Here is a 15,270-nt window from a genome sequence, read left to right as displayed (position 1 = left end):
GCCCGTCTTCTTGACGTGTGCGGTCCCGGCATGCGCTCTGCGCGTTCCAAGCGCGGCAGAGTGCCTGACGAATGCTCGATCTGGCGAAACGGGTCTACGATCACAGTTTCCGCATCGACCCGATCGTGCGGTCGCTCCTCGACACCGATTTCTACAAGCTCCTGATGGCGCAGACGATCCTGCGCCGGCACCCCGACATCCAGACCACCTTCGGCATCACCAACCGCACCCGCCGGATCCGGATCGCCGACGAGGTCGATGCCGGGCTGCTGCGGGAACAGCTCGACCACGCCCGAACGCTGCGCCTCAGTAAGGGCGAGATCACGTGGCTGCGGGGCAACGTGTTCCGCGGCCAGGGACGCATCCTCGGCCCCGAATTCGTCTCCTGGTTCGCGACCTTCCAGCTCCCCGAATACGAGCTCGCCGTCCATGACGGCCAGTACGAGCTGACTTTCCACGGCCCCTGGGTCGAGACCACCATGTGGGAGGTCCCGGCGCTCGCGATCCTGAACGAGCTGCGGGCGCGGGCCGTGCTGCGGGGCCTCGGCAAGCTCGACCTGCAGGTGCTCTACGCCCGCGCCATGACCCGGGTCTGGGAGAAGATCGAGCGGCTGCAGAGGCTTCCGGACCTGTCGGTGGCGGATTTCGGCACGCGTCGGCGCCACGGATTCCTGTGGCAGGACTGGTGCGTCCAGGCCATGGCGGAGGGCCTGGACGGCGCGTTCCTCGGCACCTCCAACTGCCTGATCGCGGCCCGGCAGGAGGTCGAGCCGGTGGGGACGAACGCCCACGAATTGCCGATGGTCTACGCGGCGCTCGCCGAGGACGACGCGGCGCTCGCCGCCGCGCCCTACGCGGTGCTCGCCGACTGGCAGGAGGATTACGGCGGCAACCTGCTGGTGATCCTGCCCGATACCTACGGAACCACCGGATTCCTGGCGAACGCCCCCGACTGGGTCAGCGACTGGACCGGCATCCGCATCGACTCGAAGGACCCGATCGAGGGCGGCGAGGAGGTCATCCGCTTCTGGCAGGATCGCGGGCACGACCCGCGGGAGAAGCTCGCGATCTTCTCGGACGGCCTCGATATCGACGAGATCGAGCGCATCCACGCCCGGTTCCACGGGCGCATGCGCATCGGCTACGGCTGGGGCACGCTGCTCACCAACGATTTCCGCGGGCTCCTGCCGGACGGCAAGCTCGACCCGGTCTCCATCGTCTGCAAGGTCACGCAGGCCGACGGCCGGCCGACCGTGAAGCTCTCCGACAATCCCACCAAAGCGCAGGGCCCGGCCGACGAGGTCGCCCGGTACCGGCGCGTCTTCGGCGTGGGCGCGCAGGAGGCCCTCCCGGTAGTGGTGTGAAGGGGGTTCGTACCGTTTTCGGTTGATCAGATCGGTTCCGCCGTCCTTGCGAGCGGAGCGAAGCAATCCAGATAGCGCCACGCCCCCTGCTGTCCCGCAGCCCTGGGTTGCTTCGCTGCACTCGCAAAGACGGAGCGGGCCGCACCGACCGAAGCGTTCAACCGGAAACGGTATCAGACCCGCCGCGGTGAAACACGGAGGCCGCCGCCCCAGGGATGAATTCATTATCATGTCCGGCAATCGGGGCGCCTCGGGCGGCCCTGTCCGGGAGAACGCCATGTCGATGAATCGCCGCTCGCTCATCGGGGCCGCGGGCCTCGCCCTGACGGCGCCCGCCCTGCAGGGCGCGCAGGCGGCCGAGGCCGCGAAGCCGGCCGCGAAGGCAGCGCCGCCGCACGTCACGAAGATCCTCGCGCAGTGGATCCTGGGATCCTCCTACGACACCCTGCCGGAGCCCGTCCGCCGCGAGGGCGTGCGCAGCTTCCTCAACTGGGTCGGGGTGGCCATCGGCGGCTCGCACCACGAGACCGTCGACGTGGCGGTCTCGGCGCTGCAGCCCTTCTCCGGGCCGCCGCAGGCCGGGCTGTTCGGACGGACCGAGCGGTTCGACATCATGAACGCCGCCTTCCTCAACGGCGTGTCGAGCCACATCTTCGACTTCGACGACACCCACCTGAAGACGATCATCCACCCGGCCGGCCCGGTTGCCTCGGCGATCCTGGCCTACGCGGCGATGAAACCGGTCTCCGGCAAGGACTTCCTCGAAGCCCTGGTGGTCGGGATCGAGGCCGAATGCCGGATCGGCAACGCGGTCTACCCGAACCACTACGATGCCGGGTGGCACATCACCGGCACCGCGGGCGTGTTCGGATCGGCCGCCGCCGCCGGCAAGCTGATGGGCCTCACCGAGCAGCAGATGGTCTACGCCCTCGGGCTCGCCGCCTCGCAGCCGGTGGGCCTGCGCGAGTCGTTCGGCTCGATGAACAAGAGCTTCAACCCGGGCCGGGCCGCGTCCAACGGCCTGTTCGCCGCGATCCTGGCGGCCAAGGGCTTCACCTCGTCGGACGGCATGATCGAGGCCAAGCGCGGCTGGGCCAACACGATCTCCACCAAGCAGGACTGGTCGCAGATCACCGACGGCCTCGGCACCCGCTACGAGGCGCAGCTCAACACCTACAAGCCCTTCGCCTGCGGGATCGTCATGCACCCGACGATCGACGCGGCGATCCAGATCCGCGACCAGGACCACGTCAGGCCGGAGGACATCCAGCGCGTCGACCTGAAGGTCCACCCGCTCGTCCTGGAGCTGACCGGCAAGACCGCGCCGAAGACCGGCCTGGAGGGCAAGTTCAGCATCTACCACGCCGCCGCGGTGGCCTTCGTGGAGGGCGCGGGCGGCGAGAAGCAGTTCAGCGACCGGTCGGTGAACGATCCGCGGGTGGTGGCCCTGCGCCAGAAGGTGGTCCCGGTGATCACCCCCGGCGTCGATCCCGCGCAGGTCGACATGACCGTGACGCTGAACGACGGGCGGACCTTCCACCGGCATATCGAGCACGCCATCGGAAGCGTCGAGAAGCCGATGTCGGACGCGCAGCTGGAGGCGAAATTCACCGACCTCGCCGCCGGCATCCTGCCGGACGCGCAGGCCAGGAAGGTGATGCAGCTGTGCTGGTCTCTGCCCGAGCTGAAGGATGCGGGCGACGTGGCGCGGGCCGGCGTCGCGGGCGCCTAACCTGAACGCGAAACCCTCGGGATCGATTTCGCGTCCTGTGCCGTTCCCCGTCCGCGAGGCTTCCGCCGCTCCCGGCGGCCGCCCGCGCGTGGCGTTCGGGACGTGGATCACGGTATGGGCACGAGAACCCCGGTCGGGGTCGAACCGGCAGTGCGGCCCGGGACTCCCCTGATCCCGCCGCGGCCGACCCGCGTCGCCGCGGCCGAGACGCCGCGGGCCGCCATGGCGTCGCCGGTCGTGGTCGGCGCCACCATCATCGCCGCCCTGTATTTCGGCCGCGAGATCTTCATCCCGATCGCGATCGCGCTGCTGCTGTCGTTCGTGCTGACGCCGCTGGTGAACCGCCTGCGGCGGCTGCGGCTGCCGCGGCTGGTGGCGGTGGGCGTCAGCGTGCTCCTGACCGTGGGCATCGTGGCCTCCCTGGCGACGCTGATCGGCATCCAGGCGGCCGATCTCGCGGGGGACGTCCCGCGTTACCGGGCCACGATCGAGCGCAAGATCAACGGCCTGCGCGACTCGCCCGTGGGCCACGTCACGGAATACGTCGCCAATATCGGCCGGGCGCTGCACGGCGGCGCCAAGGAGGCCGGGAGCCCGGAGGCGCAGCCGGCCGCGCCACCGCCGTCAACGTCGCCGGCATCGCCGCCGTCGACGCCCTCGGCGGCTCCCGAGCCGGCCCAGGCCGCGCCCAAGCCCGTCCTCGTCGAGGTCGCCACGACCCCGCCGGGCTCCCTGGAGATGCTCTCGACCGTGCTCACGCCGGTGATGCATCCCCTGGCCACGGTCGGCATCGTCTTCGTGGTGCTGCTGTTCGTGCTGATGCAGCGCGAGGACCTGCGCGACCGCATGATCCGGCTGGCCGGATCGAGCGACCTGCACCGGACCACCGTGGCCATCGACGACGCGGCCAAGCGCCTGAGCCGCTACTTCGTGGTCCAGCTCGCCCTCAACGCCGCCTTCGGCGTGGTCATCGGCATCGGCCTCTACCTTATCGGCGTGCCGAACCCGGTGCTCTGGGCGATCTTCGCGGCCCTGATGCGCTTCGTGCCGTATCTCGGGGCGGTCCTGTCGGCGATCCTCCCGATGGCGCTCGCCGCGGCGGTCGATCCCGGCTGGAACATGATGATCGCCGTGGCGATCCTGTTCGTCGTCCTGGAGCCGCTGACCGGCCAGGTCTTCGAGCCGATCTTCTACGGGCAATCCACCGGGCTCTCGCCCTTCGCGGTCCTGGTCTCGGCCCTGTTCTGGACGTGGCTGTGGGGGCCGGTCGGCCTGCTGCTCTCGACGCCCCTGACCGTCTGCCTCGTGGTGCTCGGACGCTACGTCGAGCACCTGGAGTTCCTGGACGTGCTGTTCGGCGACCGGCCGGCGCTGACGCCCGTCCAGAACTTCTACCAGCGCATCCTGGCGGGCGATTCCGAGGAGGTGCTGGGCCATGCCGAGCTGATCCTGCAGCAATGCTCGCTCTCGTCCTACTACGACGACGTCGTGCTCAAGGCGCTGGAACTCGCGGCCCGCGACGCGGCCCGCGGGGTGCTGACCGCGCAGCAGAAGGGCGCGATGCGCGCCGCGCTCACCGAGCTGATCGCCGACCTCTCCGACCGGAGCGACGCCGTCGCGGGGGCGACGGGCGACGGCGAGGAGAGCGCCTGCAGCCCGCTCCCGATGGGGCCGCCCGCGGAGGCGCTGCCCGCCGCCTGGACGCGCGAGGGCGCGGTGCTGTGCGTGGCGGGGCGCGGCTTCCTGGACGAGGCCGCGGCCGCGATCCTCGCGCAGATCCTGGAGAAGCGCGGCCTCGGCGTCCGCACGGTCCCGTTCGCCGAGACGGCCTCCGTGCGGATCGGCCGGTTCGAGACCGGGCCGGCGCGGATCGCCTGCGTGGTCTCCCTGGCGCTCGACGGCGAGCCGACGCACCTGCGCCGCCTGATCCGCCGGCTGCGCGGCCGGGTCCCGGGCGTTCCGGTCCTGCTCGGCCTGTGGCTCGCCCAGGACAGCGGGGCGAACCGCCTCGCCGGCGGGCCGGGGGGCGCCGAGGCCGACGCGCAGGTCGGATCGCTGCGCGAGGCCGTCGAGGCTATCCTGGCGGCCGCGCAGGAGGACGCGACCTGCGCGACCGCGACGGACGCATCGACGGACGCATCGGAGGGCACGTCGGACGCCCGCGGCCAGGCGGCGCGTCTGCCCGCGCCGGCCGGGGCGTGAGTCGCGGATGCGCGGGGGCGGGGGCTTGACGGGCAGGGGCGCGCGCCGGTTTCGTCGGGACGGGCCGTTTGGCCGGGCGGCCTTCGGGCGCAACAGGGGACGGAACGGATGAGCGTCGTCGAACTCGGCCGGTTCATGGACGACCTCGCGGACGCGTCCGGGAAGGCGATCCTGCCGTTCTTCCGCGCCCAGTTCGGCCTGGACGACAAGGCCCGCGGCGGGGCGCCGTTCGATCCGGTCACCGAGGCCGACCGGGCCGCCGAGGTCGTCCTCCGGGCGATGATCGGCCAGACCTTCCCGGGCCACGGCATCCTCGGCGAGGAATTCGGCGCGGAGCGCACCGACGCCGAGTGCGTCTGGGTCCTCGACCCGATCGACGGCACCCGCGCCTTCATCGGCGGCCTGCCGACCTGGGGAACCCTGATCGGGCTGACCCGCAACGGCGTGCCGGTGCGAGGGATGATGCACCAGCCCTATCTCGCGGAGCGGTTCACCGGGGACGGGCGCAGCGCCAAGCTCCGCGCGCCGGCGGGCGAGCGGACCCTGCGCACCCGCCGCTGCGGTGACCTCGCCCAGGCGATCCTGGCGACCACGGATCCCCGGCTGTTCGCGGCCGGCGACGAGGCCGAGCGATTCCGGGCGCTGGAAGGCCAGGTGCGGATGTCCCGCTACGGCGCGGATTGTTACGCCTACTGCATGCTGGCGGCCGGCCAGATTGACCTCGTGGTCGAGGCCGGGCTGAAGCCCTACGACATCGTCGCGCTGATCCCGATCGTCGAGGGGGCGGGGGGGCGGGTCACCGCCTGGGACGGCGGCTCGGCCGCCGGCGGCGGCCGCGTGATCGCGGCCGGCGACCCGCGGCTGCACGAGGCCGCGCTCAAGGTTCTGAACCCGTGACGCGCGTCCGCATCGAGCCCGTCCGCCGCCGCGAAGGCCCGACCGCGTGCTGCTGAACGCGCTGATCCTGATCACGACCCTGGTGCCGAGCGCCGAGGCCGGCGCGGACGCCCTCGCGCGCGCCCTTCCGCCCCCGGCGACCGTTTCCGCTCAGGCCGGCAGCCCACCCCCGCGCTTCGACCCCGCGACCCGCTCCGTGTCCAACTGGCACGCCCAGACCGGCGCGCAGCTGACGCCGCGGGCGCTGGCGATCACCGCCTCGCTGACCGACGATCCGCCCTACGTCGCCCGCTGCGTGCGGCTCAACAACGGCTGGTGCATCAAGTCCGCCCGCTGGTCCGGCGAGATCGGCGCCGACGGGGAGGGCCACACCGCCTTCGCCACCCTCGACGACGGCGCCGACGCCGCCGCGAGCCTGCTGCGGCGCTACTACCGCGACTACGGCCGTCGCACGGCGCTGGCCATCGTGCGCCGCTGGGCGCCGGCCGAGTGCCGCGTCGGTGCCGCGCCCGCGCGGCCGGGCCGGCCGGCGGCGGCGCCGGTCGTCTCGGCGGCCCTCGCGCCCCGCGGGCTCGGGCGGACCCTGCGGGCGCGCTACCTCGCCGCGCACCGCCCCGGCGGCGCGCCGCGGGGCCGGGCGGCCCTGCGGGTTCAGCCCTGGTCGCCGCTCGCCCGGATGGCCGGCCGCCCGACCCGACGCCCGGCCGCCATCCCGCGGGTGGCGATGCTCCAGCCGGTTCCCGACATCGCCGCGGGCATCTCCGCCTCCACCGGCCGCCCGGCCGGGAGCGTCGCCGACCCGTCGGCGCTGCTCGACCGGAAGCCAAGTCGCGTCCCGAGTGCCGACCGGATGGTCGCAGAATCCGCGCTGCTGCCGGCGATCGCGGCCGGCCTGCCTGTCCTCGACCTACGCCTGCCGGCTCCGCTCTGCACCGGCGACGAGGTCCGGATCCAGGCCTACGCCAACCGCATCAGCGCCAGCGTCGGCCTGAAGCCCGGCGACGACCTCGACCTGTTCGGGCCGGACGGCGCGCCGCGCGCCAATCTGGCGCCCGTGATGCTGGCGATGTCGGCGGTGGAGCTCGGCACGCTGCGCGCCGGCCCGGACCTCGTCGCCGGGGCGATCGCCCGGCTGAAGCCGCCCACGCCGGCCGCCAGCACCGCGCCGCCCTAGGGGCGGCTTCCCGGGCGGCAAGCCTTGCGGTTCCGGCCCGCCCGCGCCACCTCTGCCCGGCCCGTTCCCCTCACCACGAGCCCGCCCGTGCCCCTGATCGACCTTGCCGCGCGCGCCGGCTCGGCCGTCAAAGCCTTCGCCGAAGCCTCGCACGACCTGCTGGTCCAGCCGACCCTGCGGCTGGGCGTGACCGGGCTCGCGCGCTCGGGCAAGACCGTGTTCACCACGGCGCTGATCCACCACCTCGTGGAGACCCACGCGCTGCCGGCCTTCGCGCCCGCCCAGGAGGGTCGCCTGCGCCGCGCCAAGCTGGTGCCCCAGCCCGACGACGACGTGCCGCGCTTCCCCTTCGAGGAGCATTTCGCGACGCTCACCGAGGCGCGGCGCTGGCCGCGCTCCACCGACCGGATCAGCCAGTTCCGCCTGGAGATCGCCTACGAGCGTGCCGCCGGCTGGCGCTCCGGCCCCGCGACCCTGATGCTCGACGTGGTCGACTACCCGGGCGAATGGCTCCTCGACCTCGCGCTGATCGAGACCAGCTACACGGCGTGGTCCCGGGCCACGATCGGCGGCACCCGCCGGCCCGGCCGCGCCGCCGTGGCGGCGCCCTGGCTGGAGGCGCTCAAGGGCTTCGACCCGAACGGCCCCCTCGACGAGGTCGCGGCCGAGCGGGCGAGCGACGCCTTCAAGACCTACCTCGCGGGCCTGCGCGCCGGCCCCGAAGCCGTGGCGACGACGCCCCCGGGCCGGTTCCTGATGCCGGGCGACCTCGCGGGTTCCCCGGCGCTCACCTTCGCGCCCCTCGACCGGCTCACCGAGACGATCGCCCCCGACAGCCTCGCCGGGCTGATGGAGCGGCGCTTCGAGGCCTACAAGGCCAAGGTCGTGACGCCGTTCTTCCGCGACCATTTCCAGCGGGTCGACCGGCAGATCGTGCTGGTGGACGTCCTGTCGGCGGTCGATGCCGGGCCGACCGCCCTGGCGGAGCTGGAGGAGGCGCTGGACGCGGTGCTGCTCAGCCTCAACATCGGCCGCAACACGGTGCTGTCGCGGCTGTTCGCGCCACGGGCCGACCGCGTGCTGTTCGCCGCCACCAAGGCCGACCATCTCCACCAGACGAGCCACGACCGGCTCGACGCGCTGCTGCGGCTGCTCGTGTCGCGGGCCATGCGGCGGACCGAGGCCGCGGGCGCCCGGGTCGGTACGGTGGCGCTCGCCTCGGTGCGCGCCACCCGCGAGACCACCGTCCACGACGGGTCGGAGACGCTGCGGGCGGTGGCCGGCACGCCGGAAGCCGGCGAGGTGGTTGGCGACGAGGTCTTCGACGGCAACAGCGAGGCCGCGATCTTCCCGGGCGAGCTGCCGGCCCGCGCCGAGGCGGTGCTGGAGGGGGCGGTCGAGCCGGGCTCGCTGCGCTTCCCGCGCTTCCGGCCGCCGCTGGTGCGCCCGGACGGGCTCGGCCGCGCGGGGCACCTGCCGCAGATCCGGCTCGACCGGGCGATGCAGTTCCTGATCGGCGACCGGCTGGCGTGACGATGTGTGCGATGCGGAGCCCGCGACCATGACCTCCGGCCAGAAACCCCGCGCCTTCCGGATCAGCCCCGAACCGGTCGGCGAGCCGAGCGTGACCACGACGCCGCTCGGACCGCGGCCGCCGCAGGCCCGGATCGTCGAGGAACCCTTCGAGATCCTCGACGCCGCCGACGGCGTCGCCGTGCCGGTGGCGCCGCGCTCGCGCTCGCCCTGGGGTGCCCTGTTCTTCTCGGCGGTGGGCGGCCTCGTCTCCCTGGGCGTCGGCCTGTCGGTCGAGCGGATGATCAGCGACCTGTTCCAGGCCGCCCCCTGGCTCGGCTGGGTCGCGCTCGCGCTGCTGGGCCTCGCCGCGCTGGCGCTGCTGGCGATCGTGGTGCGGGAACTCGCCGGCCTGCGGCGCGAGCGCAAGATCGAGCGGCTGCGCCAGTCGGCGCTGGACGCCCTCGCCACCCGCGACCACACCGGCGCGCAGGCGGTGGTGCAGGCGCTCTCGACCTTCTACGCGGACCGCGACGCCCTGTCGGCGGGCCGCGCCCGGATCGACGCCGCCGCCGACGCGATCCTCGACGTCGACGACCGGATCGGACTGGCCGAGCACGAACTGCTCGCCGGCCTCGACCGGCAGGCGCGCAACGCCATCGCGACGACGGCCAAGCAGGTCTCGGCGGTGACGGCGCTGAGCCCGCGGGCGATCGTCGACGTGGCCTTCGTGGTGTTCGCGGCGGTGCGTCTGCTGCGCCGGATCGCCGCGATCTACGGCGGCCGGCCGGGCTTCCTGGGCTTCCTGCGACTGGGGCGCGCGGCGCTCGCGCATCTCACGGTCACCGGCGGCATGGCGGTGGGCGAGAGCGTGATGCAGCAGGTTCTGGGGCTCGGGATCGCCGCCCGGGTCTCCGCCAAGCTGGGGGAGGGCGTGCTCAACGGGCTGATGACCGCCCGGTTCGGGCTCGCGGCGCTCAACGTCTGCCGGCCGCTGCCGTTCGTGCGGGAGGCCCCGCCGCGGCTCGCCGACGTTGCCGGCGAGCTGCTGCGCTCGGCCGGGGCCGAGCCGAAATAGGGGCGGGACTACTTGGCGCCCGCGGCGGCGCGGCGGTTGGCGATGCGCGAGAACATGTTGCCGGTGTAGTCGGCGGTCTTCGGCTTCTCGGGCTCGCCGAGCTTGGCCTCGAAGGCCTCGATCCGCTTGAGCAGCGTCACGTCGTTGAACAGCGAGCTGTTGAAGTTGCTCTGGGCCCGGGGGCCGAGGGCGGTCTGCACCGCTTCGAGTCGTTCGAGAAGCTCTTTGCGCGTCACGGTGCTCTCCAGGGGCGGCTTCGGGACGAAGGACCGCCCGTGCCGCCACTGAAGAGGGCGGTGGTAAACAGCGCGTTAATACGACCCGTGCCGGTCCCATCCCGCCGAGCCCCGGGGACGCCGATCGTCCTCGCGCGCCGCAGGGCTCGCAGGCTCAGAGCCCCTTCAGGAACCCGGCGAGCCGCATCAGTCCCTCGGGCCAGGGGCCGTGCCCGCTCGCCACGTTGAGGTGGCCGGATTCGCCCGCGTCGACCGTGAGCGCCCCCCAGGCATGGGCGAAGTCGTCCGCCCGCTCGTAGCGGCAGTACGGGTCGGTACGGCTGGCGACCAGCAGGGCCGGGAAGGGCAGGGGATCGCGCGGCACCGGCGCGAAGGCCCGGACCGCGTCGGGCAGGCCCGGCGCCTCCTCGACGTCCGGGAGCGCCACCAGGAGGGCGCCGCGCACCACCCCCGCGGGGAAGCGCGGCACCGCCTCGACGCACGCCACCACGCCGAGGCTGTGGGCGATCAGGATGACCGGCCGCGTCGCCGCCGCGACCGCCTCGGCGATGCGGCCGCACCACGCCTCCGGGGTCGGTTCGTGCCACTGGTCCTGCTCGACCACGCGCGCGGTAGCGAGGCGGCCCGCCCAGCGGGCCTGCCAATGGTCCTCCTCGGAGCCCCCGAGCCCCGGGACGATGAGGATGTCGCAGTCGGCGGTCTTCATACCGGGATGCCTAGTGCGGACCGACGGACGCGTCGAGACCGTCCCGTCATTCGGCCGCGATCGGCGCCGCTCCCTCGAGGGCCAGGATGTGTCGGGCGATCTGCACGGAGGCGCGGTTCTTCGCCTTGGCCTCGATCTCGAAATCCGCCCAGGCGAGGTGCCGGGCGACGAGGTCGTTCACCGCCCGGTTCCACATCATGTCGGAATGGGCCGCGAGGTCCCGGACCGCGTGGCCGGCCGCGCGCAGGGCCGGGAAGTCGGGCAGGGCGTCCGGATCGCAGGCGGCGGAGACCGCCTCGCGCGACACGCTGATATGGGCCACGGGCCGGACGCCGCGCCAGGATTCCTGCACCCGGGCGATCCGGGCATCGTCCGGCTCGAGATACTCCCCGCCGCTCTCGACCCAGTGGTGGTGCAGGTCGAGCACCACGGGCACGAGGTCGGCGAGCCGCAGCACCGCGTCGAGGCCGAACACGTTCTCGTCGTTCTCGACCGTCACCAGGTCGCGCGCCACCCGGCTCGCCCGGGGCAGGGTCTCGCGGAAGCCCTCGACCCCCGGGTCGCCCGCGCCGACATGGATGTTGATATGGGCGCCGTGCGGATGCCAGCCGCCGCCGTAGCCCATCCGGTCGAAGATCTCGGCGTGGTAGTCGAGCTCGGACAGGCCGTTGGCGATCGCCGCCGGGTTGCGGCTCGCCAGCAGGCAGAACGGTCCCGGGTGGAAGCTCAGGCGCACCCCGAGCCGGCGGGCCAGCGCGCCGGCCTCGGCGAGGCCGCGCTCGACCAGCGCCGCCATCTCGGGCTCGGCGTAGAGCGGCTGCGCGATCGGGTGGGTGTAGCCCGGAAGGACGTTGCTCGCCATGCGCAGGAGACGCTCCAGCGGCGGCCGGGCCCCGACCCAGGCGATCTGGCGGGCGAGGGCGTCGAGGTTGTGGGCGACGAGCCCGGTGAGCTTCACCCGCCGGGCGGCCGGCTCCAGCTTCGTGAGATGGGCCATGGTCACGCTGGTGAGGTTCATGTGCAGCGTGGCCTCCCGCTCCGCCTTGAGGGTGGCATGGGTGCCGGGCGGCTCGTCCAGGACGAACTTGCAGCAGAATCCGAGACGGGGCTGATCGCGCATAACGAGCACAACGCGCGGAGGGCCGCGGCGTCCCCGCGCGACGCGCGGAACGGCCGCGGCACGACGACGTTGGGAGTCCCGAGCGCGGCAGTTCCGCGCACTGGCCCCGATCCATGCCCCCGTCACCGTCGCGTTCGACCGGCCCCTCGGAGGGCGGCTCGATCCTCTGGATCCTGATGCTCGGTTCGGCACTGGTCGCCCTCGCGGCGGCGCCGGCGCGGCGCCGCGTGCCGGCGGCTCTCCCCGCCGACGCGCCGCCGCTCGACCGCGATCCGTCCTGCGACGATCGGGGCCTGCGGAAGGGCGTCGCCGCGGGGGCGCGCTCGATCTCGGGGCGCGCCGCGCAGCTCACCGCCGCGACCCAGCCGGAGCGCGGCCGCGCCGCCGACAGCCCCGTCGAGATGACGCGGTCCGGCTGGAAGGACATCGTCGTCCGGGTCTACCTGGAGTTCAACAAGGACCGGGTCCTGGCGGTCGCCGCCGGGGTGACCTTCTACACGCTGCTGTCGCTGTTCCCCGCCATCGCCGCGCTGGTCTCCTGCTACGGCCTCTTCGCCGACGTGACCGTCATCAACGATCACCTCGCCCAGCTGCACGCGGTCCTGCCGTCCGGCGCGGTCGAGCTCATCGGCGACCAGGTCAAGCGCATCGCCGCCAAGGGCAGCGGCTCCCTCAGCATCACGTTCTTCTCCAGCCTGCTCCTGTCGATCTGGAGCGCCAACGCGGCCATGAAGGCGATGTTCGACGCGCTGAACGTCGTCTACGAGGAGGAGGAGAAGCGGAACTTCTTCTGGCTCAACCTCCGCTCGCTCACTTTCACGGTCGGCGCCCTGCTGTTCATCATCGTCGCGCTCAACGTGATCGTCGTCGTGCCGGTGATGCTGAACTTCCTGGGCCTCGGCTCGACCGCGTGGCTGCTCGCGGCCCTGCGCTGGCCGGCGATCCTGATCGTCCTGCTCGGCGGCCTGTCGGTGCTCTACCGGTTCGGGCCGAGCCGGGAGCACGCCCGCTGGCGCTGGGTCGGGTTCGGCAGCGTCGTCGCGGGCCTGCTCTGGCTCGCCGCCTCGCTCCTGTTCTCCTGGTACGTCGCCAATTTCGGCACCTACAACGAGACCTACGGGTCGCTCGGCGCCGTGATCGGCTTCATGACGTGGATCTGGATCTCCTCGACGATCGTGCTGCTCGGAGGCGAGATCAACGCGGAGCTGGAGCACCAGACCGCCCGCGACACCACCACGGGCGCGCCGCTGCCGATGGGCGCGCGCCGGGCGCGGATGGCCGACACCGTCGGCGCCGCCGCCTGAACGCCGCGTCTCCGATCCCGGAGACGCCCTGCGGCATCCTCCGGGACTGCCGGATAGGGCGCGCGATCCCTATATAGCGTGGCGAGAAGGGAGATCGCCATGGCCGACACGCCGACCACTAGCCCGGAGACCCGCAGCGACGCCGAGTGGCGCTCGGCGCTGACACCGGAGCAGTACCGGGTCCTGCGCGAGCACGGCACGGAGCGGGCCGGCACGAGCTGTCTGCTCGCCGAGAAGCGGGCCGGGACCTTCACCTGCGCCGGCTGCGGTCAGCCGCTGTTCGAGCAGGGCACCAAGTTCGAGTCCGGAACGGGCTGGCCGAGCTTCTTCGAGCCCCTCGACGGCGCCGTCGAGACCACGGTGGACCGCAGCCACTGGATGGTCCGCACCGAAGTGCACTGCGCCCGCTGCAAGGGCCATCTGGGCCACGTCTTCGACGACGGCCCGGCGCCGACCGGCCTGCGCTACTGCATGAACGGCGCGGCGATGAATTTCGAGCCGGCTGAATGAATCGCGGGGGCCGCTAACCTGGGTTCGGAAACGCGGCGCGAAAGCCGGGATATCGGGGACAGGGACCGCCGGGGCCGGATCCTCGGCCGGATCCGGTCTTGATTTCGTCGCGTTTTTGCTTAGCGCTCTATAGTCTCAGGATGTCGCTGTCCGGTGATTGGCGACGGAAGTGGTCAGGCTCTGGCGAATACGGCGTGGCAGTCAGCTTATACGCCGTGCGGGCCGGCTCCACGTGTCCTCTTCCGTGCAGCCCGGCGGCGCTGAGGGCTGTCCGCCGGATCGGCGCGCCGCCGACCAAGCGGGAGGGGTTTTGAGTTCATGAGCACCGTTCGCCGATTTCTGGTCGCACCATCCCTGGTCCGCCTGATCCGCAAGGAGCGGGGTGGCGCCCGCATCACCGAGGGTCACTTCGCGCCCCAGGGCGGCCGGGCCTCCTACGTGCGCGTCGACGGCCAGGTCTGCCAGCTGGTCCTGGTGAACAAGGGGCCGGACGGCGTCCCGGTCGAGGAGCGCACCGACGTCCCGCGAGCCCACGGCGACGCCCTGCTGGACGTGTGCCCCGGCAAGGCCGCCTACGACCGCACCACGCTGAATGCCGGCGGGCGCGAGATTGCCATCGACCGCTACGTCACCCCCGGCAGCCTGGACCTGATCAGCGTCACCTTCGACGATGACGGCGAGGCCGCCGGCTTCCACGCCCCGAGCTGGTTCGGCCGCGAGGTCAGCAGCGAGCCGGCCTTCGAGCGGGCGGCCCTGGCCATCCAGGGCGTGCCGGCGGCCGAGGAGGTGGCGCTGAGCAACGCCGCGCTGGACGCGGTGCTGGACCTGATCGAGCCGCGCTTCGGCTTCGGCCGTTACGGTAGCAGCAGCAGCAGCCGGAGCACCGAGTCCGACGAGGGCGCGATGGGTGCTATGCGCCGGGCCGCGGCTCCCGCGGCGCTGGCCACCGCCGCGCCGGTCGTCGCCGCCCCGCCGCCGGCTCCTGAGCCCGCCGCGGCCGCCCCGCGCCCGCCCGAGCCGGCCCCGGAGCATCACCCCGAGCCCGAGCCGCAGCCGGAGCCCGCGCCGGAAGCGGCCGCGCACGCCGCGCCGGCCGCCGAGACGCCAGCCCCGCAATCCGGCAGCGGCGACGCCCTGCACGGGGATGCCCGCATCGACGACGTCATCGAGAGCCTGTCGCAGGCCCTCGGCGCGGCGATCCACCAGCAGCCTGATCCCGCCGCCGAGAACAAGGACGGGAAGAGCGAGGATCCCGCCTCGATGTTCGAGCGCTGGACCGTCCGCCCCCGCCGGACCCAGCAGCAGACCTGACCCGCGTCGCAACGACGCGAGGCACGGCCGGGCCGCAGCGCAGATCGCGCTGCGGCCCGTCTGTTTTCGCGGGTCCGCGGCTCTCGGATACGAGAGATCTTCGTCCGGGAATGACAGGTTTTTG

Annotated in this window: 13 protein-coding genes; 10 read left to right on the top strand and 3 right to left on the bottom strand. The window is 72.9% G+C overall.

Translation table 11 applies throughout. From position 1 onward, the window contains the following. Positions 1-71: 71 nt before the first annotated feature. The 7 genes from C4T42_RS10775 (at position 72) to C4T42_RS10745 (ending at position 9,959) form a co-directional block, all read left to right on the top strand. On the top strand, positions 72-1,364 hold the full coding sequence (locus tag C4T42_RS10775) for a nicotinate phosphoribosyltransferase (protein WP_103985090.1): 1,293 nt from the start codon (positions 72-74) through the stop codon (positions 1,362-1,364). Positions 1,365-1,641: 277 nt separating this feature from the next. Further along, positions 1,642-3,096, top strand: a complete 1,455-nt coding sequence (locus tag C4T42_RS10770) for an MmgE/PrpD family protein (protein ID WP_020095383.1) — start codon at positions 1,642-1,644, stop codon at positions 3,094-3,096. A gap of 114 nt (positions 3,097-3,210) precedes the next feature. Then, positions 3,211-5,298 (top strand): AI-2E family transporter, encoded by a 2,088-nt coding sequence (locus C4T42_RS10765; RefSeq protein ID WP_020095382.1) that lies wholly within the window; start codon positions 3,211-3,213, stop codon positions 5,296-5,298. Between the two features lie 108 nt (positions 5,299-5,406). Further along, complete coding sequence (gene hisN / locus C4T42_RS10760; protein ID WP_012319114.1) at positions 5,407-6,195, top strand: histidinol-phosphatase; 789 nt, start codon at positions 5,407-5,409, stop codon at positions 6,193-6,195. Positions 6,196-6,241: 46 nt separating this feature from the next. Next, a complete protein-coding gene (locus C4T42_RS10755; protein WP_020095381.1) occupies positions 6,242-7,369 on the top strand; it encodes a hypothetical protein in 1,128 nt (375 codons plus the stop codon). Between the two features lie 87 nt (positions 7,370-7,456). After that, positions 7,457-8,902, top strand: a complete 1,446-nt coding sequence (locus C4T42_RS10750) for a YcjX family protein (protein WP_020095380.1) — start codon at positions 7,457-7,459, stop codon at positions 8,900-8,902. Positions 8,903-8,930: 28 nt separating this feature from the next. Then, positions 8,931-9,959, top strand: a complete 1,029-nt coding sequence (locus C4T42_RS10745; protein WP_020095379.1) for a TIGR01620 family protein — start codon at positions 8,931-8,933, stop codon at positions 9,957-9,959. Between the two features lie 8 nt (positions 9,960-9,967). Here the strand turns inward: C4T42_RS10745 and C4T42_RS10740 are convergent, their stop codons facing one another. The 3 genes from C4T42_RS10740 to C4T42_RS10730 all read right to left on the bottom strand — a co-directional run bounded on the left by C4T42_RS10740 (position 9,968) and on the right by C4T42_RS10730 (position 12,021). Continuing rightward, positions 9,968-10,195 carry a hypothetical protein gene (locus C4T42_RS10740; RefSeq protein WP_012319110.1) on the bottom strand — a complete coding sequence of 76 codons (228 nt, stop codon included), beginning with the start codon at positions 10,193-10,195 and terminating at the stop codon, positions 9,968-9,970. 154 nt (positions 10,196-10,349) lie between these two features. Further along, entirely contained in the window at positions 10,350-10,901 is a 552-nt protein-coding gene (locus tag C4T42_RS10735) for an alpha/beta hydrolase (protein WP_042675936.1), read from the bottom strand. Between the two features lie 46 nt (positions 10,902-10,947). Then, positions 10,948-12,021 (bottom strand): UV damage repair endonuclease, encoded by a 1,074-nt coding sequence (locus C4T42_RS10730; RefSeq protein ID WP_020095377.1) that lies wholly within the window; start codon positions 12,019-12,021, stop codon positions 10,948-10,950. Positions 12,022-12,134: 113 nt separating this feature from the next. Here C4T42_RS10730 and C4T42_RS10725 point away from each other — a divergent pair, with 113 nt between their 5' ends. From C4T42_RS10725 to C4T42_RS10715, 3 genes are all read left to right on the top strand, one after another. Next, a complete protein-coding gene (locus C4T42_RS10725) occupies positions 12,135-13,325 on the top strand; it encodes a YihY/virulence factor BrkB family protein (RefSeq protein WP_020095376.1) in 1,191 nt (396 codons plus the stop codon). A 99-nt stretch (positions 13,326-13,424) separates the two neighbouring features. Then, positions 13,425-13,835, top strand: coding sequence for a peptide-methionine (R)-S-oxide reductase MsrB (gene msrB, locus C4T42_RS10720; protein WP_020095375.1), 411 nt, complete (start codon positions 13,425-13,427; stop codon positions 13,833-13,835). A gap of 318 nt (positions 13,836-14,153) precedes the next feature. Beyond that, positions 14,154-15,146 carry a hypothetical protein gene (locus C4T42_RS10715; protein WP_020095374.1) on the top strand — a complete coding sequence of 331 codons (993 nt, stop codon included), beginning with the start codon at positions 14,154-14,156 and terminating at the stop codon, positions 15,144-15,146. Positions 15,147-15,270: the final 124 nt, after the last annotated feature.

This window comes from Methylobacterium sp. 190mf (assembly GCF_900107945.1).
GTDB lineage: Bacteria > Pseudomonadota > Alphaproteobacteria > Rhizobiales > Beijerinckiaceae > Methylobacterium.
The sequence above is the reverse complement of the archived record's forward strand: the minus strand, read 5'-3'. Positions and strand labels throughout refer to the sequence as shown.

Bases quoted from the DNA above. Each gene is read 5' to 3' on its own strand.
- C4T42_RS10745 (WP_020095379.1), top strand. From the start codon at position 8,931: ATGACCTCCGGCCAGAAACCCCGCGCCTTCCGGATCAGCCCCGAACCG.
- C4T42_RS10770 (WP_020095383.1), top strand. From the start codon at position 1,642: ATGTCGATGAATCGCCGCTCGCTCATCGGGGCCGCGGGCCTCGCCCTG.
- msrB (WP_020095375.1), top strand. From the start codon at position 13,425: ATGGCCGACACGCCGACCACTAGCCCGGAGACCCGCAGCGACGCCGAG.
- C4T42_RS10735 (WP_042675936.1), bottom strand. From the start codon at position 10,901: ATGAAGACCGCCGACTGCGACATCCTCATCGTCCCGGGGCTCGGGGGC.
- C4T42_RS10775 (WP_103985090.1), top strand. From the start codon at position 72: ATGCTCGATCTGGCGAAACGGGTCTACGATCACAGTTTCCGCATCGAC.
- C4T42_RS10730 (WP_020095377.1), bottom strand. From the start codon at position 12,021: ATGCGCGATCAGCCCCGTCTCGGATTCTGCTGCAAGTTCGTCCTGGAC.
- C4T42_RS10715 (WP_020095374.1), top strand. From the start codon at position 14,154: ATGAGCACCGTTCGCCGATTTCTGGTCGCACCATCCCTGGTCCGCCTG.
- C4T42_RS10725 (WP_020095376.1), top strand. From the start codon at position 12,135: ATGCCCCCGTCACCGTCGCGTTCGACCGGCCCCTCGGAGGGCGGCTCG.
- hisN (WP_012319114.1), top strand. From the start codon at position 5,407: ATGAGCGTCGTCGAACTCGGCCGGTTCATGGACGACCTCGCGGACGCG.
- C4T42_RS10765 (WP_020095382.1), top strand. From the start codon at position 3,211: ATGGGCACGAGAACCCCGGTCGGGGTCGAACCGGCAGTGCGGCCCGGG.